The following is a 22,987-nucleotide window of genomic DNA, read 5'->3' on the forward strand; positions in this document are numbered from 1 at the left end:
GGAGCCTGCCGGAATGCGTACAAGTCTTTCGAGCAATATCGCGCTGGATCTACCCTCCTCCACCCTCCACCCCGAGGCTGCAAGCCCCGGCCCACTGATCCTCAGCCCGCGCCTGCACAACAAGGACCTGGCCCCCACCAAAATCGAGGGCCGACGCTGGGGGCGCTATAGCATCTTTGCGCTGTGGACCAATGACGTGCACAACATCGCCAACTATTCGTTTGCCATCGGCTTATATGCATTGGGCTTGGGCGGCTGGCAAATATTGCTGTCCCTGGGGATCGGCGCGGCACTGGTGTACTTCTTCATGAACTTGTCGGGGTACATGGGACAGAAGACCGGTGTGCCGTTTCCCGTGATCAGCCGCATCAGTTTCGGTATCCACGGGGCGCAGATTCCAGCATTGATCCGGGCGGTGATTGCGATTGCCTGGTTTGGTATCCAGACGTACCTGGCATCGGTAGTTTTCCGTGTATTGCTGACGGCGATTCATCCGGGTTTTGCCGATTATGACCACAACTCGATCCTGGGCCTGTCGAGCCTGGGCTGGGCATGTTTTGTCGCGATCTGGCTGGTGCAGTTGGTGATCCTCGCCTATGGCATGGAAATGGTACGCCGCTATGAGGGCTTCGCCGGGCCGGTGATTTTGCTCACGGTGGCTGCGTTGGCCGGCTGGATGTACTTCCAGGCGGGCGGGCATATCGCCTGGTCGATCCGTGAACCGCTGAGCGGCGGCGAGATGTGGCGCAATATCTTTGCCGGTGGCGCGCTGTGGCTGGCGATCTACGGCACCTTGATCCTCAACTTTTGCGACTTCGCCCGCTCTTCGCCCTGCCGCAAGACCATCCAGGTCGGCAATTTCTGGGGCCTGCCGGTGAATATCCTGGTGTTCGCCGCCATTACCGTGCTGCTGTGCGGCGGCCAGTTCCAGCTCAATGGCCGAGTGATCGAGAGCCCGACCGAAATCATCGCGGCAATCCCCAATACCGTCTTCCTGGTGCTCGGTTGCCTGGCCTTCCTGATCGTTACCGTGGCGGTGAACATCATGGCCAACTTCGTCGCCCCGGCCTTTGTGCTGAGCAACCTGGCGCCCAAGTACCTGAACTTTCGCCGCGCCGGGTTGATCAGCGCCTTCGTGGCGGTGCTGATACTGCCGTGGAATCTCTACAACAGCCCGCTGGTGATTGTGTACTTCCTTTCTGGCCTGGGCGCGCTGCTGGGGCCGTTGTACGGGGTGATCATGGTCGATTACTGGCTGATCCGTAAAAGCCAGGTGGACGTGCCGCAGCTGTATAGCGAAGACCCCAATGGCGTTTATTACTACAGCCGGGGGGTGAATATGCGCGCCGTGGCGGCGTTTATTCCTGCGGCGGTGATCGCCATACTGCTGGCGCTGTTGCCAGGGTTTGCCAGCGTTTCACCGTTCTCCTGGCTGTTCGGCGCCGGCATCGCAGGGTTGCTGTACCTGCTGATCGCCAAGCGTCAGCCGGTTTACGCCGATGTCAGCGGCGAAAGCATTGCCGTCGATAACGTCAGTCATTGAATAGGGACATTTCATGCGCATCCTCGTCGTCAACGTCAACACCACTGAATCGATCACCGACACCATCGCTCAGCAAGCGCGGGCCGTGGCGTCACCGGGCACCGAGATAGTCGGCCTCACGCCCTACTTCGGCGCCGAGTCAGTGGAGGGAAATTTTGAAAGTTACCTGGCGGCCATCGCCGTCATGGACCGCGTCATGGCTTACGACCAGCCGTTTGATGCGGTGATCCAGGCCGGTTATGGCGAGCATGGCCGTGAGGGCTTGCAGGAATTGCTCAACGTGCCGGTGGTGGATATCACCGAAGCGGCGGCCAGCACCGCGATGTTTTTGGGGCACGCCTACTCGGTGGTCACCACCCTGGACCGCACTGTGCCGCTGATTGAAGACCGACTGAAACTCGCCGGCCTGTACCAGCGCTGTGCTTCGGTGCGCGCCAGCGGCATGGCGGTGCTGGAGCTGGAAGCAGACCCGCTGGCCGCTATGGAGGCCATTGTGCGCCAAGCGGAACTGGCGATTCACGACGACAAGGCCGAGGTGATTTGCCTGGGCTGCGGCGGCATGGCCGGGCTGGATGAGCAGATTCGACAGCGCACCGGGGTGCCGGTGGTGGACGGGGTGACAGCGGCGGTGATGATTGCCGAATCGTTGGTGAGGTTGGGGTTGTCGACATCCAAAGTCAGGACGTATGCGACACCCAGGCCTAAGAAAGTCATAGGTTGGCCCGGTAAGTTCGGCCACTGAAGATCAAATGTGGGAGGGGGCTTGCTCCCGATAGCGGTGTATCAGCCAGCTTATCTGTACCTGACCCACCGTCATCGGGAGCAAGCCCCCTCCCACATTTTGCCCTGTGTTGGGTCAGGACATAGGTGGCAAACCATAGGCCGCCAGATCAAAATCCGCGAGCTTGCGAATAATCTGGTCAGCATGTTGGTACTTGCTGTCCGCCATGGCCTCATCGGGCACGGCGATGGCGGTCATGTTGGCAGCCTTCGCCGCAGTCACGCCGAACGGCGAATCTTCGAACACCAGGCAATCCTCAGGCGCCACACCCAGACGGCGCGCAGCCGTGAGGAAGATATCCGGCGCCGGCTTGGCCGCACCGACTTCCGGGTCGTCGGCAGTGACGATGGTGTCGAACAGGCCAAACCATTCGCGGTGCAAGGTGGTCTTGTGGCCAAACGAGTTACGCGATGAACTGGTGCCCACCGCAATCGGGATATTGTGCGCCTTCAGATGCCGCACCAACGCTTCGGCGCCCGGCATACCCAGGGCCTTGGGAAACCGCTCGCTCATCAGCGGTTCGCGAATTTCCAGAAACTGCGCGGGCGTGATCGGCAAATCCAGCGCCTTGACCACGTAATCGGCCAGATCCTGAGCGCCTCGCCCGATGATGTGCTGCTTGATACCCCAGTCATAGGTACGGCCATAGCGCTCGGCGATGATCTGCGTGACTTTGGTGTAGATGCCTTCGGTATCCAGCAACAACCCGTCCATATCGAAAATCACGGCTTTGATCGGGACAGCGGTACGCGGTGCATTCATCACGACACAACCTTGGGGCAAGGACTAAATGGATTCAGCACAATAACGGTCACCCTTGCCGGCGAGCAACCCTTTAGACTGTTTGCCCCTCCTTTCGAAGTGCCCACAATGCTCTACCGACTCGTCGCCGACGGCCTCGTGCTGTTTCACCTGACCTTTATCCTGTTCGTACTGTTCGGTGGCCTGCTCGCCCTGAAATGGCCCAGGGTAATGTGGCTGCACTTGCCCGCCGTGGCCTGGGGGATCGCGGTAGAGGTGCTGCACCTGCCCTGCCCCCTCACCCGCTGGGAAAACCTGTTTCGTCACCTGGCCGGGCAAGACGGTTATCGCGGTGGGTTTATCGAGCACTACATCCTGACGCTGATCTACCCCGCCGGGCTGACGGCGAATATTCAACTGGTGCTGGGGGCGGTGGTGATATTGATCAACGCCGTGGTGTATGGGCGGTTGATCCGGAGTTTGCTGGCACGCAGAAGCGCATGACCTTCAGACCCGAGCTTGATCGCCTGGGCGCACGCACAAGCCTGAACATGAAACCTGGGCAGATTGTTTTCAATCTGCCAACCGAGCGCTTAAAGTGTCGCCCCCTCGGGAATTGAATCTCGAGGTTGAGTCCATGGAGTTTCAAGTGAAATACGTCATTAAAGCAGTTGCAGCAGCGGTTCTTGGTTTCACTCTGGCAGGTTGCACCGGCACCGCCATGAAAACCCAGCAATACGACGCCAGCCAATACACCGTCCTCGGCCACAGCGAAGCCAGCGCCACCGGCATCATGCTGTTGGGCGTCATCCCAATCGGCCAGAACAACCGCTTCGTACGCGCTCAGGATGCAGCCATCAAAGCCAAAGGCGGCGACGCGCTGATCAACACCCAAGTGCAGGAGAAGTGGTTCTGGGCCTGGGTATTGAACGGCTACACCACCAAGATTTCCGGTGATGTGATCAAGCTGAAAAACGCGCAATAAGTGTAATGGTATTAAAAGCCGCTTAATCTCGATATGAGACAGCGGCTTTTTTAGCGAAACTGACAAGCAGGCGTACTACTTCGAAAACAGGTGATGAAAGGAAGCAATCATGCGAATTTTGTTTGTATCACTGTGCTGTTTTTTAATAAGTGCATGCTCAAGCAACCCAGCAACACTGTTTGTAGATCAAGTCAAAAACAGCCAGACGCCTTTGGCCCTCACCCCGGCTGAAGCCCTGCATATTTCGCAGGCAGTACCCATGCCTGTCGACCCGGGTTGGCGACCACCTCAATGGAAAATTACCGCCGCAGAACCTCGTATCCTGATCAATGGAACGCCCTCTAATTATCGAGTGTTCAGCACTACCCTGGTTAAAGACAAAGTCTTCCATATCAACGTTAACTCTTGGTGCGTCAACGCCTGTTTAGGATTCAGCAAATACGCTTTGAACCCGTATTTAATCCTCATCGATGCCCAGGGTAATATGCAAGGCGAAGGCTTTGGCAAGGCGACCGGCATAGTCGGAGTCATCAACCAAGCCTTGACCGGTACAGTGAAAAACAGCGGTACTTATTACCTCATCGTCGCCGCAGATAATCGGGCTCCGGGAGAGACCATTGTTATCGACAACGTCCTGCTGATCGGCGCTGCAGCCAGCCCGATAACACCCATGCGTATTGGAATGAACAGTTACCCATTTGGCTCAGTTGGGCCGTTTCTGAGTACAGAAGAATCGCCTTGAAGCGGTGACAGATCTGCCTTCGAATCATCGACGCGACCTTCGAGGGTGCCTTATGAACCTCAGCATCATTTACGCCCTCGCGACCGCGGCCCTGTTCGGCACCAGCAGGATCCGGCGCAGCCCCATAGTGATGTGATGTGCAGAAGATAATGAAGCACAGCCATGCGCATTTTCCGAATGTGCATCATCGGCATAGGCATTGAGCGCGGTGCGGATGTATCAGGGCGGTTCTATCGGCCGCCCTGGTGGAGAACAGGCCCGTTTAAGCGGGGTGGCCCGTGTAACCTTTATGCTCATACTCCCACCCCCTACATGCCAGCCCGACATGCTTGGGAATAAGCGCAGCACCACTGCTGTACGCAGTGATAGTCCTACGAGAAAAGCCCAGTTCAACAGCAGCTGCGGAAAGGGATAAATTGTTACTGAGCATCCACTTTCTGAAATCCTGGGTCAGCATGACCTCACCAGATTGCTCCAACGCCAGACGTTGCAACGTGACAGCGGACAGTTCTAGGTTATTACCCCATGTCACATCAAAGCCCCACTCACCAACTTCCACTTGGCTGAATAGCGCCAAATCCAAGAGTGGTGTGAGGACAGGAAAGGTATTTATATGATCGGTGAGGTCAACAGTGTGTCGCTTACCGTTGCTCCATTCGATCTCTAAGGCATGCTTGCCGGCAACTGGTTGCACAGCAGAAATACGAAGCTTGCTGGTCATATGTCAGTCCCTCCGGTTTTGTTCATCCCATACCCGCTTAAGATCAGCGATATGAGCTTTTGCCCAAAGCAGGGCAGCTTTCAAGGCTTTCTTCTCGGCGCCTGTACCGAGCACAACAAGCCCTTCTAGCAGAAATGTGGGGCTCCCGTTTCAAAATCGCAATGTCTATAGTCACCCGGTCGCCCATACGGCGGCCGGGTTTGGCGACTCGAAAACAAGACGGAACGTAGACGACGTTATTTTCATGCGGCTGCCATTTTTGGCGGTTTAGCGTGAAAAGAGCTCATTGTTTTTATATTTGTCTTGTGGAGTTACACATGAACCAATACATAGCCCTCACCAGCAACGACAGCGCCACACCTGCCCTTTTTGTCGATACCACCGTGCCATTGGAAATACTCCTCGACGCTGCGACCTATCGAGTTCGTGCCGTTACACAAGTCCTTGAGAACCTCGCACTACGCGGTGAGATCAGTAGTGATGCGGTTGTACTCAGTGATTTTGCGTTGCTTTGTTCCATCTCTTTGCGCGACGGCTGCGATTTGCTGGACGTCATAGGAAGGCGAATGGATATGCCAAGCGCGTGATCTGATAAAGCTGGACTTTTCAAACCCTAGAAATCACAAAACCCCTGGTTTCTCTCGAAACCAGGGGTTTTGTTTACATCGAATTTGGCGGTGAAGGAGTCCGCCCAATTAGTATCCAAAAACAACCGACAAAACTCTACAGCCCTTTATTTTAAAGGGGTTAAAAGCCTATCATCGTCTCAAGACATCCACCAACATTCGTCACCTTCCGAGCCTTTGTGGGGGAACAGATGGGGGAACAAACCGATAGAGGAACATTCCCTTGGGAAAGCTGACAGCTAAGCAAATTGAAAATCTGACGACCCCAGGCACCTACGAGGACGGAGATGGCCTTCGCCTACTCATCAAACCCAACGGGAAGAAATACTGGGTACTGCGTTTCCAGCTTTCCGGAAAGCGCAGGGAGATGGGCTTAGGTACCTATCCAGCAATTGGCCTTAAGGAAGCTAGACAAAACAGCAGCGATAAACGCCGTTTACTGCGCGATGGCATTGACCCCTTAAAGGCTCGTGACGATGAACGAGCGGCACAGGCGACCGCTGAGCTGCAACGTAAAAATAAAGCCATCACGTTCCGGGACGTATCAAACGATTACATAGAAGCTCATCGTGCAGGCTGGAAAAACATAAAACATGCTCAGCAGTGGACGAACACACTGGCTACTTACGCCGCGCCCGTCATCGGCGAACTCGCCACCAACCAGATCACCACCGAGCACATCCTCGACATTCTAAAACCCATCTGGAGCAGCAAAGCCGAAACAGCTAGCCGGGTTCGCAACAGGATCGAACTAGTTCTCGATGCCGCCAAAGCGCGTGGACTGCGAGACGGTGAAAACCCTGCGCGCTGGCGTGGACACCTAGACAAGCTATTGCCACCGAGTTCCAAAGCTAAACGTACCCAAAACCACCCGGCACTACCCTACTCGGAGCTGGCTCGTTTCATACCGGCACTTGACAGTATTGAAGGACAATCAGCCTGCGCACTTAAAATGACCATTCTCACTGCATGCCGGACCAGCGAGGTTCTTGAAGCCGACTGGAGTGAGGTTGATTTGAAAACCAAGTTATGGACGATTCCAGCAGTACGAATGAAAGCGGGGAAAATTCATACCGTGCCACTTTCTGATGCACTCATCGCACTGCTCGAAGCTCTTCCTCGAATCAAAGGTAGTTCATTGCTGTTTCCAGGGGCTCGTAAAGGTCGACCCATTAGCAATATGGCCATGTTAATGACCTTGCGTCGCATGGACCAAAAGGACCTAGATGATGGTGGCAAGGGTTGGCGCGGCAGCGACGACAGGGTTATTACCGCTCACGGATTTCGCAGCACATTCAGGGACTGGGCAGCTGAATGTACACCCCATGCACGCGAAGTTTGCGAGATGGCTTTGGCTCACGTTGTCGCCAGCGGTGCTGAGGCGGCCTACTGGCGAAGTGACTTATTGGAAAAACGCCGTGTATTGATGGCTGATTGGGCCGACTTTGTGACACGCAACGTAAATGGGTCTGCCATTATTCAGTAAACATGGCGCTGAAGCGGATGGGCTTCGAAGGGCGCTTGGTAAGTCATGGCATGCGTTCAACGGCGAGCACCATCCTCAACGAGCAGGGCTGGGATACTGAATTGATAGAGGTCGCACTTGCACACGTCGATAAAGACGAGGTTCGAAGCGCCTATAACCGAGCGGACTACATCGAGCGCAGACGCCCGATGATGGCCTGGTGGAGCGACCACATTCAGGAAGCTGCTACCGGCAACCTTTCTGTGTCAGCTATCAGAGAAAAACGAGATTCAAAAGTCGTTTCGATACGCTAACCATAGGCAGCTATCAGCCAGCAGTAGGCCTTAATGACAGACTGCAATCGGCCGATTCTGTTGAAAAAGTCGGCTTCGAATTCCGCGCCAGAAAAGTACGCGCCTGAGATTGAAATCTGATTTTTTGGCAGAAGGCTCAGGACTCGGACTTCGCATAGCAGCGTGCAACTGAGGTGTTTTCATCCCTAAATATTCGAGTATTTCGGGAAAGCCGACTTTTTCAACACAATCGGCCAAAAGCGGACGACCAACTCGGTTCTGGTTTCGCCCAGCTTGCCTCCTCCGCAAGTGCAAGCTGGCTCACTTCTCTGCTTCTTGGATACGCCTGGCATGTCAAGTCGGCTAAAGACCACGCCCCCGATGCGCATTGATTCGGCTATAGACTGCGCTGAGCCGTCTACAACCGTACCGATCAAATCATTCATCAAAAACGCATATTCGATTCGAAAAAAACTCAACCCTACATCACTGCTATGACACCCCCACCATGGAGCTTCAAACCATGTCATTGCAGTGCCCTCGCTGTAACTCACCCAAAATCGCTTCCTTCCACCAAGCCATGAAAATTGCAGCGGCCATCGGTACGGTAGGCGGAGCAGCACGCGGCGTCAGTGCAGCACTGGCTGGCGGCCAGGCGGGTGCCACCGTCGGCGCAGTCGCCGGCCCGTTCGGCGTCACTCTCGGAGCCGTCTCCGGCGCCATCCTCGGTGGACTGGCTGGCGGTGCCGATGGCTGCGCGCTTGGCGCTCAACTCGGCGAAAAACTAGATCGCCATGTGCTGGCGAACAACCTGTGTCTGGCCTGCGGGCATCGCTTCAACCTGCCCACTTAATCGGCGCACCTTCCAACTTCCCCACATCAATCCGGTCGGTACTGCGTAGTGCGCAGCGCTTATGCCGACCTGCATCCAAAGGAATCTCTCCCATGGCTCATCTCATCGAACAAATGGCTTACGTTGGCGCTACTCCTTGGCATGGCCTGGGCAGTCGCCTCACCGAAAAACAACCGCTGGAAGTCTGGCAGCGTGAGGCGGGGATGGATTGGCAGATCCAGGACAGCCCGGTTCATTTCAAGGCCGAGGCGGCTCGCCCCCTGGGCAGCATTCACACTTTCCCGGAACAAAAAGTGTTGTATCGCTCCGATACCAAAGCCCCGTTGTCAGTGGTCTCACATCGTTATCAGGTCGTGCAACCTCGTGAGGTCCTAGAGTTCTACCGGGACCTGACCGAGCTCTCCGGATACGAGCTGGAAACCGCTGGAGTGCTGAAAGGGGGACGCAAGTTCTGGGCGCTCGCCAGAACCGGTCAGGCCACGGCGCTGAAGGGTAACGATCAGGTCAAAGGCTACCTGCTGCTGGCCACTTCCTGCGACGGCACACTGGCCACTACAGCGACACCTACCACGGTGCGCGTGGTTTGCAACAACACCTTAAGCATTTCCCTGAACGGCGCCACTCACGCCATCAAGGTTCCACACAGTACCCGCTTTGATCCGCGCACGGTCAAAAAGCAACTGGGCATCGCCGTCTCGCGATGGGACGAATTCATGTACCGAATGCGCACCCTCGCCGAACGCAAAGTGCAAACCAAGGAAGCCATCGGCTTTTTCATGAACGTGCTGTGCGACACCAGCGTCCATGCCCCCATTCCTGATGCATTACCCAATAAGCGGGCGATGGAGAAAGTCCAAACACTATACGAAGGGAAAGGCCGAGGCGCAGAGCTGTCATCCGCACGCGGCACCGCCTGGGGCTTGCTGAACGCGGTGACGGAATACGTCGATCATGAACGCCGCGCTCGAAGCTCGGAGTACCGAATGGATTCAGCCTGGTTTGGACAAGGGGCGGTGATCAAACAAAAAGCGCTGCATGCCGCTCTGCAACTCGTGGCGTAAACCCAAGGACTACACGCATGAAACTGCACAAGCTCAAGGCCGGTGATATCGCTGGCCAGTACCTCATCGATTCACCTGTCAGCGCAGACGACATTCTGCGCATGGCGCAACAGTTGGCGCGTCAACGCCTGGCCAAAGGTCGGCTGCTGACCTCTCCAGATCAAGTCATCAGCCACCTGCAAGTGCTCCTGCAACACTATGAGCACGAAGTGTTTGCACTGCTACTGCTCGACAGCAAACACCGCGTGCTCAGCTTTCAGGAGTTATTTCGCGGCACCCTGGATGAAGCCAGCGTGCATCCACGGGAAGTGGTGAAGCTGGTGTTGGCGCACAACGCGGCGGCGGTAGTTCTGGTGCATAACCATCCCTCTGGGGATCCAGAGCCCAGCCAAGCGGATCGCCAGCTGACAAAAGCGCTGAAAGAGGCACTCTCCTTGGTTGGGACCCGGACACTCGACCATGTTGTGGTCGGCTTGGAGGGCTGTGTGTCGTTCGCCGAACGCGGTTTTCTCTAAATACCCCATCCAGCGAATACCACCCCTCCCCCACAGGTTAAATCCCCACGAAAGGAAAGACGTCCGTGCGCGTGATTCAGTTTTTTCTCACTTTGTTCCTCTTCATTTGCTTGCTCGCCGGTAGCAGCGTGTTGGTGGCAACTGCCTGTCTGATGCTGCGCTTCCCGCCCCTGCTGTTCGCTGTTGTGCTGGGTTGCGTTCTATTGATCATCGCCCTGAAAAAGCCTCGTAGCAGAAATACCCAGACGTCCACTTGACGCCCACGGCCCAGTGCTCAGCACTGCCTTCACTTTCCCGAAACAGAGCCCCCACATGAATCCACACTGTTTGATTTGTGAGTCTTCAGCCATCCTGTCTCAGGACAACGCCAAGGCAGTTGTACAGCTCCTAGCGGTGCTGAATGGCCTCGCCCGTGATTGGCAATCGTCTCAGCCACCAGCCAGCGGCCAGAACGCCGATGAACCGATGGTCGAGATGCTGAAACTGGTAACGGGTGCGGTGGCGAGCGCCACTTCAGCCCTTCGCGCCAGTGACGCGTTTATTCAGGATATGCACACCTACCAGTTCGGTGCATTTACCTGTTTGTGTCTGCGTTGTGGCACCCGCTTCGATGCAATCGACCCGTGATCATGTTTTTAATCGGCTGACTAAACGCTCGACCAATTCGACCACCAGCTCTCTATCGGACTGATCCAAGGACACCAATAAATGGTTGATCCGACTGGCCTGGTCATCAACGAGTGGGCTCACCTCACTCAGTAGCTCAGCCGCCTCGCAGCCAAAGATGTCGGCGAACTCCAAAAGCCGAGTGATATTCGGCATCACGATCCCTCGCTCGATACGAGAAACCGCCTCGTTCCCCACGCCCAAGCGCTCCGCAACAGCCTCCTGGGTTAGTCCGCTACGCACCCGCTGTTTCGATATGGCGCGCCCTACGGTGCCCGCCAATTGCTTCTGATCAATTTCAGCCACGTTGCTCTCCCATCTCAACCTAGATGGTTGGGCATCACCTCATTGACATGAAGAACATGAAAAGTTGAAAATCACCCCAAAAGGTTGTTATTCGCCTTAAAGTCACATATCAACACCACTCGATAAGGAACATCCATGAATACGAAAACCCTACTGATGGTGGCGTTTAGCTGCCTGGCCGCGAACAGCGCCTCTGCCGGAACCAATACCTGGACCACGGGCTGGGCGATGGGCAGCACCGAATATGCCGTCGACGACGGTATCCCGCGCTAACCGACACAGCACATGTGCCCAGCGTCAATAGAGGCCACTGTCCTTCGACACCAATCCACCACTGGATCTTGAACAGAAGAGCTCCTACCAACACGCATGCTAGAACACCAAGAGCCAGGCCAACCAAAGCGAACACTTGGTCGGTGTGCGGGATCTGCATCTTGCAAGCATCGATGGGAGCTGACGACATCATTGAGGAATATCTAACGTTGCGAAAAGTATGGCTATTTAGAACTACCGAACAATGCCATTATTTCGCCATAGCCCGGGCAGGCGTTAGCCGGGTGTATCGACTGGAAGTTATAGCCCTAGTTCCGGATGAGGGGGGGTAATTAAATACAAAACATTGCCAAATGCACTGATTTAGAGCGTTAGCAGCCAATAGCCACTAATTGCAATTAGCCATAACGGCGGGTCATTCAGGTGCTCTCTCTTTCAATTAACTGACAGTGCAAAAGATTCAAGCGCTCAACTTCCTCATCGGTGGCTAATACGCCCAGACTTTGCAGGACGCGTGTGGCAGCGAGTACACCAATCTCAAACGCGGGTGGCTGGAGGGTGCTGAGGCTGGGCAGCAACATGTGGGCAAACGGGTAGTCGCCAAATCCCAATACGGCGCAGTCCTGGGGAATGCTCAGCCCGGCGCGTTGACCGGCCAGCAAACCGCCGGCGGCGAGGTTGTCATTGGCGAAGAAATTGCGTCGGGCGTAATCGCCTGCCCCATCAGCGCGTCCATGGCCTGCTTGCCCGCTTCACAAGACGCCGAACTTACAAATCTCCACGATGAACGACGTGTACCTTGTTGCCATCTGGATCACGCAAGTATGCGTCGTAGTAACCTTCACCATACTGCGTACGTAAGCTGGGCGTTCCTTCATCCGACCCGCCCGCATGAGGCCCGGCGGTATAGGCAACGTCTACCGCATCTGGAGAGGGAGCCGAGAAAGCGACCATGCTGTCATTCCCTGCCCTGGCTTCGTTGCGATCATAAGGGCTGTACACCCGCTACCCTCCTTTGTTTTTGATGCGAGGAATTCTATCGTGCCTCTCCAGGCAGAGGGTACACAGTCACCACTGGCGGCTGAAAGACAGATACTCGATCTGGCGACACTCCCACCTCCATAGGCGGAGTTCATTATTATTGCTGAATCCTAGAGGAACTCATCTAAAGGTTTCGGCCGAACCATGGCTTCGATTCTCCGAGTGTAGTGGTCAAGTTCAACTTCACGCCATACTGGACAGTGGAACAAAATAAAACCATATCTATCAAAAACTGCCTTACCCTGTATTTACTTAAGACCCTAGAATAAACGCGCAGCCAGGATGGCAATGGCCAATAGCAGAATAACGGCGCCAAAAAATTTATTAATATAGATTCCGATGGCCGGACGCTTTTTTATTTTCGTTGCAATTCCGCCAGCCAGAAACATCAGAGGAATTTCAATCAAGAACATAATAAAGATTAGCTCAATGCCCAATATCAGCATCTGCATACCCGGCACACCTGCTTCAACCTGAATAAACTGCGGGATAAATACCAATGTAAAGATGATGGCCTTAGGGTTCAGCACGTTGGTCAGTAATCCTTGCGAATAAAGTTCACTAAGGCTTTTCCGCTCACTGTTGCTTTGAAGGCTAATCGTGTTTTTGTTGTTAAAAATGCCAAGGCCTACCCACATGATATAGAGCGCGCCGCCGATGACAAAAAACTCATATAACACAGGCGAAGAAGCGATCAGTGCCGTAACGCCGGCAATCGCAAGACCGATGTGACACATCACCCCAGTGACAGCGCCCAATACCGTAATCAGCCCCGCTTTCGTTCCCTGGGTTATGGCATTAGACAATGCGCAAAGCATGTCGGCACCAGGGATCAACGTTAACGCAGCAGCCGAAATAGCAAATAAACCCAGCGTAGAAATATCGATGAACACGTTTTCATCTCCTCGTCCAAAAGGCACATAGTCGGCCCCTCTTAGTCGGCGAGATAGAACGATATTGCTCAAATGCGTCGGTTGCGATAGCTACATGGCGTGACGCCGTAAGTTGACTTAAATACCCTGCCCATGTGCGACTGATCGGCAAACCCGCAAGCGATAGCGATTTCCGCGATATCTCCGCCCCTGGAAAGCAATACCTTAGCCTGTTGCAATCTAAGTTGCCGCTGATAGCGACTCGGTGATAAACCGAATTTTGCCGAGAATTGACGACAAAGGTGGAACTTCGATATGCCGACTTCCCGTGCCAGTATATCCAGACGCACTTCCTGGGCTTTATGATCGTGCAGATACTCTTTTGCTCTTCGCAAGCTTGGCGTGATGTCGCTGGCCTCAGTTAATGACTGCCACGGAGAAAACACCTGGAGCAGCTCCGCCACACAGTCGCTCCATACCACTTCACGGTCAAAATGACTGGATTGCGTTTCAATCAGTACCGAAGCGGTTTCACACAACTTTCTGGCGAAAGCCGCATGTTCGATGTGCTTCCCCTTAATAGCCGGTAAATGCATTGCCATGCTTTCCGCTGCGCCGAGCAGCATCTCGTTGCTGGGATAAAACATAAAATAGTGGCAGCCCTCCTCACCCAGAGGTGTCCCGGCATGCATCTGCCCTGGCGAGATGATGCTAATTTGCCCACGGCAGACGATACCGTCGGAGTCTCCCTTGGCGCTGTTGTTATTGGCGCCACGCAGGACAACGCCAATCGACCAGGTATCATGCCAGTGCACGTCAAATCGATGGTCCGAAAAGTCCGCTATCAGCAACTCAAGACCGCCCAGCGCGTCAAAACGATGCATGAATGCCGAATTTCCCATTACATTTTTACCCGAACGATCGTTGCCACCGTTGGCCAAAATAACACACAACACGCAGCGTGAAAGCCCGCAGCTCAGCATTGAAAATGCTTCCGCAGCATCTTAAAAAAGGGGCCGCTGGGCCCCATTACATTATGTTCGCATTCGTTCCTTATTAACTAGCATGCAGATTAATGTTTATTAATCACACCGTAGTTCAAAGGGTGCCAGTCATAGCCATCTCCCTTTCTACTGATGTAGCCCAGGCCAGGGAAGGACAAATGGGCGCCCGCGACAAGCGCTCTTTGCTGTGCAAGGTCATCAAACAGCCTCTTGCGCTGCGCAACGGCGGCAGAGGCGTCAATATCATAGGCGATGGCGACATTAGGGTCAGGGAATTGCACGGAGGCGACGTGGATCATATCCCCCAATATCACCATCTTTTTCCCTTTGCTTTCGACGGCAAACACGCTGTGTCCTGGCGTGTGCCCGCGCGTTTCGATAGCCGAAATACCCTGCGTTAGTTCCTTTTCTCCCTCGAACGTCTTCAGTTTCCCCGCCATTTCATAAGGTTTCAATGAGGTGATCGCGGCATCAAAAAAGCGCTTATCTTTCTCTTCCGCCTGCCGTTTTGTTTCTTCATTAAGCCAAAAAGCGACTTCTTCTTTTTCCACTCTGACAATGGCGTTCGGGAAAGCGATTTTATCCTGCGCGACCAGCCCCCCCACATGATCGGGGTGCAAATGGGTTAAATAAATCTCATCCACCTGCTCCGCCTTATAGCCCGAAGCATTCAAATTTTTCATCATCTTGCCCAGCGTTTCACCATGCAGCGCGCCGGTGCCGACATCGACTAAAACTAACTTTTCTCCGGTGTTAATAAGATAGGCATTCACCGATGTCGGCAACGGTAACGATAGGTTATTGACCTCCATCGCCTTTTCAAGCTGCTTCAGCTGAGTATTGATCAATATTTTATCTGCGGGCATGGGACTTATTCCGTCAGACAACGCCGTCACTTCGAAATCGCCAAGCATTATCCTGTAGAAACCCGGATTTTCTATTTTAGAAAAAGGCGCTGCGGCGGTTGAAGCGGTAGAAAAAACGGCGAGAAACGCGCCAATGAGTATATTGCGACGCATAGAGAACCTCGTAGATTGAAGAAGGAAATACCTAAAAATTCTATGTAATAAGGGACATGAACTGAGAATATCCCTCCAATCACTTAGAACTCCTGCACTGTCGGCCTGATAACGATTTCACTCACGTCAACGTCCAAAGGCTGCTCGATCGCATACGCTATGGCACCCGCGATCGCATCGGCAGAAATTGCCTGGCTCTGGTAAAGCTCGCTAACGGCTTTCGAACTCTCCGCGTGCGAGCTGCCCATCCTCAGTTCGGTATCTATCAGGCCCGGAGAAATGATCGTGGTTCTGATCTTCCCGCCGACCTCATGGCGTAAACCTTCGGTTATAGCGCTTACTACGAATTTTGTGCCGCTATAGACCGTCCCTCCGGGACTAAACACTTTCTTGCCGGCGATAGAGGAAATAGTGATGTAATGACCGAATTGCTGTTTTTCGAACAGTGGCAACGTCGCGGCGATGCCGTAAAGCACCCCTTTAACATTGATATCGATCATCCGCTCCCACTCATCAACCTTCACGGCATTGAGCGGAGCAATCGACATCAGCCCCGCGTTGTTGATCAATACATCGATCTTACCAAATTGCCTAACAGCCATAGCGATGATCGCTTCGACATCCTGGCGGTTCGTCACATCCGCCTGCAGCGCCAATGCAATCCCCCCGGCATCAACGATTTCCCGAACTAAATCGTCAAGACGAGCTTTTCTACGCGCTGCGACGACCACCTTGGCCCCCTTCGCCGCCAGATGCCTTGCGGTGGCTTCTCCAAGACCGCTGCTTGCGCCGGTGATCACAACGACTTTGCCTGAGATACTGTTCATCTTACTTCCCTCATGTGTTTGTCTGTGGGAGTACTTTATTTACTGTTTAACATCAGTAAATGGGCGTATCGCAAACCGGCTTTTTAATACCTGGAATACACCCGATCAGCACAAACGACTTAGTCAGCTTAGCTTACGCTCACCACTGCCCTCTGATACCGGCGAAAACTCTCTCGCTAACGTCTCTGCATTACGTGCCAAAATGCCAACATCGACTCCAACCGCCACGAATGTAGCCCCCAGCATTAGGCATCTTCGGGCAAAGTTAACATCGAGTGTCAAAATACCTGATGGTTTTCCAACTCGCTCCAGGCGCTTGATTGCATCTTCAATCGCATTAACAACCACAGCACAATTTGGCTCTCCGGGGAAACCAAGGCTGGCAGCAAGATCCGCTGGCCCAATAAATACGCCATCCACGCCTTCAATCAAGGCGATTTTTTCCAATCTTTCGAGAGACTCTGCCGTTTCTACTTGCACCAACAGACAAAGCTCCTCATGCGCACGCTTTGCATAATTGTCAACCCGACCAAACCGGGTCGCGCGCGTCAGGCCAGAAACACCTCGGATACCTGCAGGCGGATAATGCATGGCCGCGACAGCACGTTCAGCCTCTACCTCATCTTGGACGTAAGGAATCAACAAGGTCTGAGCACCAATATCCAGAAAACGCTTGATTAAAACCGGGTCATTGCTCGCAGGCCTGACAATCGGATTTACCTGGTAAGGCGCCAGCGTCTGCAATTGAGGAAGAACACTCAATACGTCAGAAGGTGAATGCTCTGTATCTAAAAGAAGCCAGTCAAACCCTGTTGCGGCAACAATCTCCGCCGCGTAACTTCCGGGCAGGCTGCACCATAATCCAATCTGTTTGCGTCTTTGCGCAATGGCATACTTGAAGTGATTGACCGGAATTTGCATGTGGCGCCTCTCTATTTAAATGACACGCCAATAGCCCCAAGTGGACCGAAATCCGCATGAATCACATCTCCTTTAGAAATATCGACTGGTCGCGTAAACGAACCGCAGAGCACAATCTGGCCCTTCTCCAGTTTCCCGCCAACGGCATGAAGTTTATTCACCAGCCATGCGATGCCAGCCGCCGGGTGCCCCATGATTGCGGCGGATACACCAGACTCTTCGATGATGCCATTCTTCGAAAGCGTGGCGCCTATCCACCGGATATCAACATCCATTGGACGAATTGTGCGCCCGCCAATGACTATCGCTCCGAAGGCGGCGTTGTCGGCAATAGTGTCGGTGATCGCCCGCGGCACCTCGGTCCGATAATCAATTATTTCCATCGCAGGTGTAACGAATTCGGTAGCACGCAAGACATCGTGAATTCGGGTGCCTGGCCCTTCAAGATCCTCGCCCATAATGAATGCCAGCTCAACTTCAAGACGTGGTTTCAAGAATTTAGCAGCGTCGATGCATGCACCATCGTTATAAAGAGCATCGTCAAGAATGCGGCCGTAGTCCGGCTCGGTCATGTTTGATGCCTGCTGCATAGCCCTGGATGTCAAACCGATCTTGTGCCCGATTACGCGGGCACCTTTAGCTATCCTGAAGTCCGCCCAAAGAGCTTGTATTTGATAGGCATCCTCGATTTCTATATGCGGGAAGCTCTTGCTCAATTGTGCAATTGGCTTTCGTTCAATCTCGGCGTGCATAAGTTGAACGGCGGCGCTTTGGCGTTCTATTTCGCTCAGCATGTTAATCTCCCATTCAAATTGAAAACACACTATCAAATGACAGTATTAATTGATTTTTACTATTGGCTGTCCGTCGAATCGAATAAGGCGTGCCTCAATCTTCGCTCGCAATTTTTTGCAGAATTAGCGCCAAGAGGCCTGCAATAAATAGACACGCCGCCATCACTGCGAGACCCGCCGTGAAGTTTCCCGTTTCCTCTTTCAACCATCCCATAATCCACGGGCCTAAAAACCCGCCAAGAGTGCCAATCGAGTTGATTAGCGCGAGCCCGCCTGCCGCCGCAACACCTACGAGATAGCGCGACGGGATCGCCCAAAAAACGGCGCGGGCGGCGTTCACGCCTACCAATGCAATCGTCAACCCCACTAATGAAAATACAAACGACTGAGTGAGGAAAGAAACAAAGAACCCTAAGCCCGCGATCACGCAGGTGAGCATTACATTTTTGATCCGACGGCCATTCTTGTCGACGTAAGCAGCCCAGGCGATCATTACAACGACAGCACATAGATAGGGAATGGCAGTCAGGAAGCCGACAGCGACGTTCGAAAAATTCTCCTGCTTGATAATCTGTGGCAACCAGACTTGCACACCGTATGATCCGATAGAGAACCCCAGATATATACCGCTGAGTATCCAGACACGAATATCGGAAAGTACAGATCGCATATTGGTTGCGGGTTTTACACGCTGCTCGTTAGCTACCAGCCTGACTACGAGCTCCCGCTCATGGGGGTTGAGCCATGACGCTTTGCCGGGAGAGTCTGCCAGTAGTTTTGCGACGAAGAATCCAAGTACAACGCAAGGGAGTGACTCTATTAAAAACATCCACTTCCACCCCGCGAGACCCAATACACCATCAAGATTGAGCAACAAAGCGGAGACGGGTGCGCCTATAAAAGAAGACGCAGGGATAGCGATTAAAAACCAGCCAATGATTTGAGCACGGTATTTCGATGGAAACCAACATGACAAATAATATGCAACACCGGGAAAGAATCCAGCTTCGGCGACCCCCAGCATAAAGCGCAATATATAAAAACTCATTGGCCCTGATGCAAATACCATGGCGGCAGATACCAGCCCCCAGGATATCATTATCCTGGAGATCCACAGCCTGGCCCCTACGCGATAGAGAATTAGGTTACTGGGCACCTCAAAGAGACAATACCCCAAAAATAGAATGCCCGCGCCATAACCGAATTGAGATGACGTTAACCCGATATCTTCATTCATGGTTAATGCTGCGACTGAGATACTGGTGCGATCTATATAGTTGAAAACATAAGAAATCATGAGAATAGGAAGAAACCGCCACGCGATTTTTGCGAATAGTTTCTTTTCTATTTCATCAGTAACATTTTGCTGTGCAGGGGTGCTCACTTCTTGTATTAATGACATATTCCCTCCCGCTAAATGCTTGAATGCTGGCTTCTAGCATGTCTCCAGCACTACACCACACGAATAACCTTATTCAGAAAAGAAGCGCTCAGCATAGGTAACCTCGATGAAGCCGCGACTCTTGAACCAGGAGGCCAACTCATCATGTCGGGGATACCAGACATCCGGAAACTGCTTAAAATGGTGAAGTATTTTATTGAAGACCGACGCAATTAACGGACGTGCACCAAATTGACAATGAAGCGTCAGATTTATAAGTGAGCCGGGCTCGTGCCGATATAAATAATCAAATGTTTCTTGGTAGGCATTGAGATAATCCGATGGGCTCTGCCGTAATACACGATTGTCAGCGAAATCTGTATGGGGCAGCCCGACAATGGAGCCTTTGGGCGTTTCAACCATACGAGGAAGATCGGTATCATTGTAATCCCCATGCCAAAGAAACCCCTCCTGAGCCAAGAATTCTGCGGTTCGATCGGTTGCCGCGACCACAGGAGATAACCACCCTAATGGAGAATGCCCCAACTGCTCTTCAAATATTCGCTTACAGTCGCGAATGTTTTGCTCCTCTTCCGCAGGCTCCATATAAGCGTGAACTTTATCCTGCGTATATGAATGAGCTGCAATTTCATGGCCGTACTCCAGAACTGTCTTCATCGCCTCTGGGTACATTTCAATCGACTTGATGTTGGCGCAGACTGTCGCGTTGATCCCGTGTTCATGGAGGATTCGAACCAATCGCCAAATACCCTCTCTACCGCCGTATTGGGACCAGGTAACACCTGCGCGGTCATAAGTCCCCGGTTTGAGTGAGGTTGTCATTGGACCGTAAGGCGGCGCCTTTCCTTCAGACCAATTCTCAAGTAATACAGTAACGATGACTGCAATGCGATTTCCATCCGGCCACGCAAATGCTGTAGCTGACATATTTTCTCCGGTTACCTTGCCGCCCCGACAAAAGTACCGGGGGGGTTGTGTAACCTAAAAGAACGGCGCTATATTCGTCCAATGGATTAATTGAATAGAATAATAAGCCATGCCAATAACTCCCACACTGCGACAACTGGAAATTTTTCGGACCCTTGGGCGCACTCAAAATTTTTCACGTGCCGCCGAAGCATTGCACATGTCACAACCTGCACTTAGCCAAGCGGTTAGTCAGATGGAAATCGTAATTGGCACGGCGTTATTTGTAAGAACCAAACGGTCTGTAAGTATTACGCCTGCTGGCCAGAGATTTTTAATCCGAGTAGATGCAATACTTAATGAGCTTGGCGAGGCGCTTACTGAATTATCCAAGGACAGTGACCCCCGCAACGGGCGTGTTGACGTCGCATGCCTTTCTTCCGTTGCCACTCGGCTGTTGCCACGAGCAGTGTCATTATTTCGAAAATCATTTCCAGGGGCAGTGGTCAGGGTTCGTGATGAGGATCCAGATGGCATTATTAGTCGTGTGAAATCTGGAGCGGTTGATTTCGCATTTTCAGCGATGTTTGAAGAGGATGGCGGCGTCGTGTTTGAGCCTGTAATACAGGACGTTTTACATTTTGTATGCAGAGCTGATCATCCACTTGCTCAAAAAGAGAAAGTTGAATGGTCTGATATTGCCTCATTTGACGTGGTTGCGTTGGCCCAAGGATCAGGCATTCGGAGGCTGATAGATAGGCAATTCCCCACTGGAGGAGTATTTTCGCACTCAACCTACGAAGTATCCCGAATACCTTCAATTCTGGAAATATTGGAGCAAAGTGACTGCGTTTCAGTTTTGCCAGCGCTGGCGTTTGCTTATCCTGGCGCGTCGGAAAAATTCCATCATCGCCCGATGTGCGACCCGGTCATAATAAGAGATATTGGCTTCATATTGCCAAACACGCCTCTGTCAGCGACCGCTCAGGCGTTCAAAGTCACGTTAACACAGTCTCTGGAAGCGCAATCGCAACTACCATTTCGGGGCGTCACTTTTTGGAAAAGGTAACTCCTTAAAAGTAATTCACTCACTCAAAACTCTTGGACGATGGCGAATAAAGTCCGGCGTTCCAAGCATATCGGTTCTCGCTTTCAGCTCCCATTATGCATCTGCTGCCTGATCCGGCGAGCTCATCAGGCGTCGTTGCGTGGCCACTCAAAGCCCGCCCATAGAGCATCAAGTCAATCAGCAGCAAGACATTCTCTACTTTCAGCAATAGTGCTAACGCATTTACCGGGTTTGAGGCCAAGATCCGCGGTAGATACCTTTTGCCACCGCCGTGACCAGGGCCTTTACAAGACGCTCACCATCCGCCTTCACCTCAGGTCCGCCTGATGGGAGGGCAAGGAGATCTTTCATGCACGTCAAAACCTCAATCTCATGGGCCTTTTTGACCTTAATAGCGGCGCTCAGCGCTCAAGCTGTTCAAGCGGCCACGCCTGCAAATCTCCCAAAAGATAAGTCTCTGGGAGAAATTGAGCAGGTTTTTGCCTTCCACGACGCCATGCCGACGGGCGTAAGCGTCAGTGAAAAAGGCCGAGTTTTTGTCAACTTCCCCCGCTGGGGCGACAACGTTCCATTCACTGTCGGGGAAATACGCGAGAATAAGGTATTCCCCTACCCCAACCTTGAGGTGAACCAAGCAGATCCCAAGCATCCAGACAAAGGTTTTATCAGTGTTCAGAGCATCGTGGCCGATGGTTTAGGGAAGTTATGGATCCTGGATACAGCTTCGCCTAACTTCTCCACACCGATTGCTGGCGGCGCCAAGTTGGTGGCGGTTGACCTGAAGACGAACAAAGTAGTCGAGACACTGGTTTTTCCAGACAATGTCATTTTGCCTAGCACCTACGTCAACGACATGCGTTTTGACTTCGGCGCGGGCGAGAAGGGCGTGATCTATATCACCGACTCTTCTCTCAGCGGGCCGGGCGCAATCATTGTCATGGATATCGCTACTGGAAAAGCTGTACGTCGACTAAATGGCGCCACCTCGACTTCAGCAGATCGGGACTTCATACCGAAGGTTGAAGGTCAGATGCTCATGTTCCGCAATGCCGACGGTAGCAGTAAACCATTTGCCGTCGCTTCTGACGGTATCGCTCTATCGGCGGATCGCCAAACCCTATACTTCTGCCCACTGTCCAGTCGACACTTGTACTCAGTGCCTACAAAGCTGTTGCGTGATCCGACCGTTTCCGAAGATCAGCTTGCTGCAGCGGTTCAGGACCTTGGTGAAAAAGGGGCGTCCGATGGGTTAGAGGCTGATGCTGAAGGCGCGATCTATGCTGGCGATTACGAAGACAACAGTATTCGTAAGCGACTCCCAGACGGGACCTGGCAGACCGTAGTTCACGACCCACGGATACTTTGGCCGGATACTCTGTCCGTAGGGCCAGACGGCTATCTCTACTTCATCGCTAACCAGGTGCATCGCCAAGCGGGGTTTCATGGAGGCAGAGACCTGCGGGAAAAACCCTACAGTCTGCTACGAGTGAAAATCAACGCAAAGCCGGCTCAGACTCGCTGAACAGTCAATGGCCAGCCCTGCTGGTCATTGAAAATCAAA

26 protein-coding genes and 2 pseudogenes are annotated in these 22,987 nt (G+C 53.1%); 16 read left to right on the forward strand and 12 right to left on the reverse strand.

From position 1 onward, the window contains the following. The first annotated feature begins 13 nt into the window (after positions 1 to 13). The gene (locus tag FW800_RS07100) at positions 14 to 1,543 is read left to right on the forward strand and encodes an NCS1 family nucleobase:cation symporter-1 (RefSeq protein WP_446437284.1); all 1,530 of its coding nucleotides are present in this window, start codon (positions 14 to 16) and stop codon (positions 1,541 to 1,543) included. 13 nt (positions 1,544 to 1,556) lie between these two features. Next, positions 1,557 to 2,285: an aspartate/glutamate racemase family protein gene (locus FW800_RS07105; RefSeq protein ID WP_446437285.1), complete on the forward strand. Its 729-nt coding sequence runs from the start codon at positions 1,557 to 1,559 to the stop codon at positions 2,283 to 2,285. A gap of 114 nt (positions 2,286 to 2,399) precedes the next feature. On the opposite strand, the gene FW800_RS07110 is transcribed toward FW800_RS07105, so the two are convergent. After that, positions 2,400 to 3,086: an HAD-IA family hydrolase gene (locus tag FW800_RS07110; protein WP_446437286.1), complete on the reverse strand. Its 687-nt coding sequence runs from the start codon at positions 3,084 to 3,086 to the stop codon at positions 2,400 to 2,402. Positions 3,087 to 3,194: 108 nt separating this feature from the next. Here FW800_RS07110 and FW800_RS07115 point away from each other — a divergent pair, with 108 nt between their 5' ends. From FW800_RS07115 to FW800_RS07125, 3 genes are all read left to right on the forward strand, one after another. Then, on the forward strand, positions 3,195 to 3,569 hold the full coding sequence (locus tag FW800_RS07115) for a DUF2784 domain-containing protein (RefSeq protein WP_446437287.1): 375 nt from the start codon (positions 3,195 to 3,197) through the stop codon (positions 3,567 to 3,569). Positions 3,570 to 3,714: 145 nt separating this feature from the next. Beyond that, entirely contained in the window at positions 3,715 to 4,050 is a 336-nt protein-coding gene (locus FW800_RS07120; protein WP_446437288.1) for a hypothetical protein, read from the forward strand. A 109-nt stretch (positions 4,051 to 4,159) separates the two neighbouring features. Next, complete coding sequence (locus FW800_RS07125; protein ID WP_446437289.1) at positions 4,160 to 4,792, forward strand: hypothetical protein; 633 nt, start codon at positions 4,160 to 4,162, stop codon at positions 4,790 to 4,792. A 262-nt stretch (positions 4,793 to 5,054) separates the two neighbouring features. Here FW800_RS07125 and FW800_RS07130 read toward each other — a convergent pair whose 3' ends face one another. Next, positions 5,055 to 5,513: a DUF2442 domain-containing protein gene (locus FW800_RS07130; protein WP_446437290.1), complete on the reverse strand. Its 459-nt coding sequence runs from the start codon at positions 5,511 to 5,513 to the stop codon at positions 5,055 to 5,057. Positions 5,514 to 5,830: 317 nt separating this feature from the next. Here FW800_RS07130 and FW800_RS07135 point away from each other — a divergent pair, with 317 nt between their 5' ends. The 8 genes and pseudogenes from FW800_RS07135 (at position 5,831) to FW800_RS07170 (ending at position 10,953) form a co-directional block, all read left to right on the forward strand. Continuing rightward, positions 5,831 to 6,100 carry a short-chain dehydrogenase gene (locus tag FW800_RS07135; RefSeq protein ID WP_216091970.1) on the forward strand — a complete coding sequence of 90 codons (270 nt, stop codon included), beginning with the start codon at positions 5,831 to 5,833 and terminating at the stop codon, positions 6,098 to 6,100. A gap of 262 nt (positions 6,101 to 6,362) precedes the next feature. Next, positions 6,363 to 7,625, forward strand: a complete 1,263-nt coding sequence (locus tag FW800_RS07140) for a tyrosine-type recombinase/integrase (RefSeq protein ID WP_177034170.1) — start codon at positions 6,363 to 6,365, stop codon at positions 7,623 to 7,625. After that, positions 7,619 to 7,918: pseudogene (locus FW800_RS07145) on the forward strand (tyrosine-type recombinase/integrase); the annotation flags it as partial. The gene FW800_RS07140 and the pseudogene FW800_RS07145, both read left to right, overlap by 7 nt. 502 nt (positions 7,919 to 8,420) lie before the next feature. Beyond that, positions 8,421 to 8,750: a hypothetical protein gene (locus FW800_RS07150; protein WP_446437291.1), complete on the forward strand. Its 330-nt coding sequence runs from the start codon at positions 8,421 to 8,423 to the stop codon at positions 8,748 to 8,750. 92 nt (positions 8,751 to 8,842) lie between these two features. After that, entirely contained in the window at positions 8,843 to 9,811 is a 969-nt protein-coding gene (locus FW800_RS07155) for a DUF932 domain-containing protein (RefSeq protein WP_446437292.1), read from the forward strand. A 17-nt stretch (positions 9,812 to 9,828) separates the two neighbouring features. Then, entirely contained in the window at positions 9,829 to 10,326 is a 498-nt protein-coding gene (gene radC / locus FW800_RS07160) for a RadC family protein (RefSeq protein WP_177030890.1), read from the forward strand. A 65-nt stretch (positions 10,327 to 10,391) separates the two neighbouring features. Continuing rightward, positions 10,392 to 10,583 carry a hypothetical protein gene (locus tag FW800_RS07165; protein ID WP_177030889.1) on the forward strand — a complete coding sequence of 64 codons (192 nt, stop codon included), beginning with the start codon at positions 10,392 to 10,394 and terminating at the stop codon, positions 10,581 to 10,583. A gap of 55 nt (positions 10,584 to 10,638) precedes the next feature. Further along, complete coding sequence (locus FW800_RS07170; protein ID WP_177030888.1) at positions 10,639 to 10,953, forward strand: hypothetical protein; 315 nt, start codon at positions 10,639 to 10,641, stop codon at positions 10,951 to 10,953. Here the strand turns inward: FW800_RS07170 and FW800_RS07175 are convergent, their stop codons facing one another. After that, the gene (locus FW800_RS07175) at positions 10,954 to 11,298 is read right to left on the reverse strand and encodes a helix-turn-helix domain-containing protein (protein ID WP_177030887.1); all 345 of its coding nucleotides are present in this window, start codon (positions 11,296 to 11,298) and stop codon (positions 10,954 to 10,956) included. Between the two features lie 135 nt (positions 11,299 to 11,433). Here FW800_RS07175 and FW800_RS07180 point away from each other — a divergent pair, with 135 nt between their 5' ends. Continuing rightward, positions 11,434 to 11,571, forward strand: coding sequence for a hypothetical protein (locus FW800_RS07180; RefSeq protein ID WP_446437293.1), 138 nt, complete (start codon positions 11,434 to 11,436; stop codon positions 11,569 to 11,571). 419 nt (positions 11,572 to 11,990) lie between these two features. On the opposite strand, the pseudogene FW800_RS07185 reads toward FW800_RS07180, so the two are convergent. The 9 genes and pseudogenes from FW800_RS07185 to FW800_RS07225 all read right to left on the reverse strand — a co-directional run. Further along, positions 11,991 to 12,334: pseudogene (locus FW800_RS07185) on the reverse strand (substrate-binding domain-containing protein); the annotation flags it as partial. A gap of 538 nt (positions 12,335 to 12,872) precedes the next feature. Continuing rightward, complete coding sequence (locus tag FW800_RS07190; protein ID WP_446437294.1) at positions 12,873 to 13,505, reverse strand: LysE family translocator; 633 nt, start codon at positions 13,503 to 13,505, stop codon at positions 12,873 to 12,875. A gap of 68 nt (positions 13,506 to 13,573) precedes the next feature. Then, on the reverse strand, positions 13,574 to 14,467 hold the full coding sequence (locus FW800_RS07195; RefSeq protein WP_446437295.1) for an AraC family transcriptional regulator: 894 nt from the start codon (positions 14,465 to 14,467) through the stop codon (positions 13,574 to 13,576). Between the two features lie 89 nt (positions 14,468 to 14,556). Then, the gene (locus tag FW800_RS07200) at positions 14,557 to 15,507 is read right to left on the reverse strand and encodes an MBL fold metallo-hydrolase (protein ID WP_446437296.1); all 951 of its coding nucleotides are present in this window, start codon (positions 15,505 to 15,507) and stop codon (positions 14,557 to 14,559) included. 83 nt (positions 15,508 to 15,590) lie between these two features. After that, entirely contained in the window at positions 15,591 to 16,334 is a 744-nt protein-coding gene (locus FW800_RS07205; protein ID WP_446437297.1) for an SDR family oxidoreductase, read from the reverse strand. Positions 16,335 to 16,457: 123 nt separating this feature from the next. After that, the gene (locus tag FW800_RS07210) at positions 16,458 to 17,255 is read right to left on the reverse strand and encodes an aldolase/citrate lyase family protein (RefSeq protein ID WP_200648841.1); all 798 of its coding nucleotides are present in this window, start codon (positions 17,253 to 17,255) and stop codon (positions 16,458 to 16,460) included. Positions 17,256 to 17,266: 11 nt separating this feature from the next. Continuing rightward, positions 17,267 to 18,049, reverse strand: coding sequence for a 2-oxo-hept-4-ene-1,7-dioate hydratase (gene hpaH / locus FW800_RS07215; RefSeq protein WP_200648840.1), 783 nt, complete (start codon positions 18,047 to 18,049; stop codon positions 17,267 to 17,269). 94 nt (positions 18,050 to 18,143) lie between these two features. After that, positions 18,144 to 19,451 (reverse strand): MFS transporter, encoded by a 1,308-nt coding sequence (locus tag FW800_RS07220; RefSeq protein ID WP_200648839.1) that lies wholly within the window; start codon positions 19,449 to 19,451, stop codon positions 18,144 to 18,146. A gap of 69 nt (positions 19,452 to 19,520) precedes the next feature. After that, the gene (locus tag FW800_RS07225) at positions 19,521 to 20,378 is read right to left on the reverse strand and encodes a polysaccharide deacetylase family protein (protein ID WP_200648838.1); all 858 of its coding nucleotides are present in this window, start codon (positions 20,376 to 20,378) and stop codon (positions 19,521 to 19,523) included. 109 nt (positions 20,379 to 20,487) lie between these two features. Here FW800_RS07225 and FW800_RS07230 point away from each other — a divergent pair, with 109 nt between their 5' ends. Next, positions 20,488 to 21,426: a LysR family transcriptional regulator gene (locus FW800_RS07230; protein ID WP_248129032.1), complete on the forward strand. Its 939-nt coding sequence runs from the start codon at positions 20,488 to 20,490 to the stop codon at positions 21,424 to 21,426. A gap of 349 nt (positions 21,427 to 21,775) precedes the next feature. After that, positions 21,776 to 22,948 (forward strand): major royal jelly family protein, encoded by a 1,173-nt coding sequence (locus FW800_RS07235; RefSeq protein ID WP_248129033.1) that lies wholly within the window; start codon positions 21,776 to 21,778, stop codon positions 22,946 to 22,948. Positions 22,949 to 22,987 lie beyond the last annotated feature (39 nt).

This window comes from Pseudomonas sp. 910_23 (assembly GCF_052850795.1).

What these genes read in the sequence shown, in the direction of transcription:
- FW800_RS07100 (WP_446437284.1), top strand. Translation starts at nt 14, where the DNA reads ATGCGTACAAGTCTTTCGAGCAATATCGCGCTGGATCTACCCTCCTCC.
- FW800_RS07105 (WP_446437285.1), top strand. Translation starts at nt 1,557, where the DNA reads ATGCGCATCCTCGTCGTCAACGTCAACACCACTGAATCGATCACCGAC.
- FW800_RS07110 (WP_446437286.1), bottom strand. Translation starts at nt 3,086, where the DNA reads ATGAATGCACCGCGTACCGCTGTCCCGATCAAAGCCGTGATTTTCGAT.
- FW800_RS07115 (WP_446437287.1), top strand. Translation starts at nt 3,195, where the DNA reads ATGCTCTACCGACTCGTCGCCGACGGCCTCGTGCTGTTTCACCTGACC.
- FW800_RS07125 (WP_446437289.1), top strand. Translation starts at nt 4,160, where the DNA reads ATGCGAATTTTGTTTGTATCACTGTGCTGTTTTTTAATAAGTGCATGC.
- FW800_RS07130 (WP_446437290.1), bottom strand. Translation starts at nt 5,513, where the DNA reads ATGACCAGCAAGCTTCGTATTTCTGCTGTGCAACCAGTTGCCGGCAAG.
- FW800_RS07135 (WP_216091970.1), top strand. Translation starts at nt 5,831, where the DNA reads ATGAACCAATACATAGCCCTCACCAGCAACGACAGCGCCACACCTGCC.
- FW800_RS07150 (WP_446437291.1), top strand. Translation starts at nt 8,421, where the DNA reads ATGTCATTGCAGTGCCCTCGCTGTAACTCACCCAAAATCGCTTCCTTC.
- FW800_RS07155 (WP_446437292.1), top strand. Translation starts at nt 8,843, where the DNA reads ATGGCTCATCTCATCGAACAAATGGCTTACGTTGGCGCTACTCCTTGG.
- radC (WP_177030890.1), top strand. Translation starts at nt 9,829, where the DNA reads ATGAAACTGCACAAGCTCAAGGCCGGTGATATCGCTGGCCAGTACCTC.
- FW800_RS07170 (WP_177030888.1), top strand. Translation starts at nt 10,639, where the DNA reads ATGAATCCACACTGTTTGATTTGTGAGTCTTCAGCCATCCTGTCTCAG.
- FW800_RS07180 (WP_446437293.1), top strand. Translation starts at nt 11,434, where the DNA reads ATGAATACGAAAACCCTACTGATGGTGGCGTTTAGCTGCCTGGCCGCG.
- FW800_RS07195 (WP_446437295.1), bottom strand. Translation starts at nt 14,467, where the DNA reads ATGCTGAGCTGCGGGCTTTCACGCTGCGTGTTGTGTGTTATTTTGGCC.
- FW800_RS07200 (WP_446437296.1), bottom strand. Translation starts at nt 15,507, where the DNA reads ATGCGTCGCAATATACTCATTGGCGCGTTTCTCGCCGTTTTTTCTACC.
- FW800_RS07205 (WP_446437297.1), bottom strand. Translation starts at nt 16,334, where the DNA reads ATGAACAGTATCTCAGGCAAAGTCGTTGTGATCACCGGCGCAAGCAGC.
- FW800_RS07210 (WP_200648841.1), bottom strand. Translation starts at nt 17,255, where the DNA reads ATGCAAATTCCGGTCAATCACTTCAAGTATGCCATTGCGCAAAGACGC.
- hpaH (WP_200648840.1), bottom strand. Translation starts at nt 18,049, where the DNA reads ATGCTGAGCGAAATAGAACGCCAAAGCGCCGCCGTTCAACTTATGCAC.
- FW800_RS07220 (WP_200648839.1), bottom strand. Translation starts at nt 19,451, where the DNA reads ATGTCATTAATACAAGAAGTGAGCACCCCTGCACAGCAAAATGTTACT.
- FW800_RS07225 (WP_200648838.1), bottom strand. Translation starts at nt 20,378, where the DNA reads ATGTCAGCTACAGCATTTGCGTGGCCGGATGGAAATCGCATTGCAGTC.
- FW800_RS07230 (WP_248129032.1), top strand. Translation starts at nt 20,488, where the DNA reads ATGCCAATAACTCCCACACTGCGACAACTGGAAATTTTTCGGACCCTT.
- FW800_RS07235 (WP_248129033.1), top strand. Translation starts at nt 21,776, where the DNA reads ATGCACGTCAAAACCTCAATCTCATGGGCCTTTTTGACCTTAATAGCG.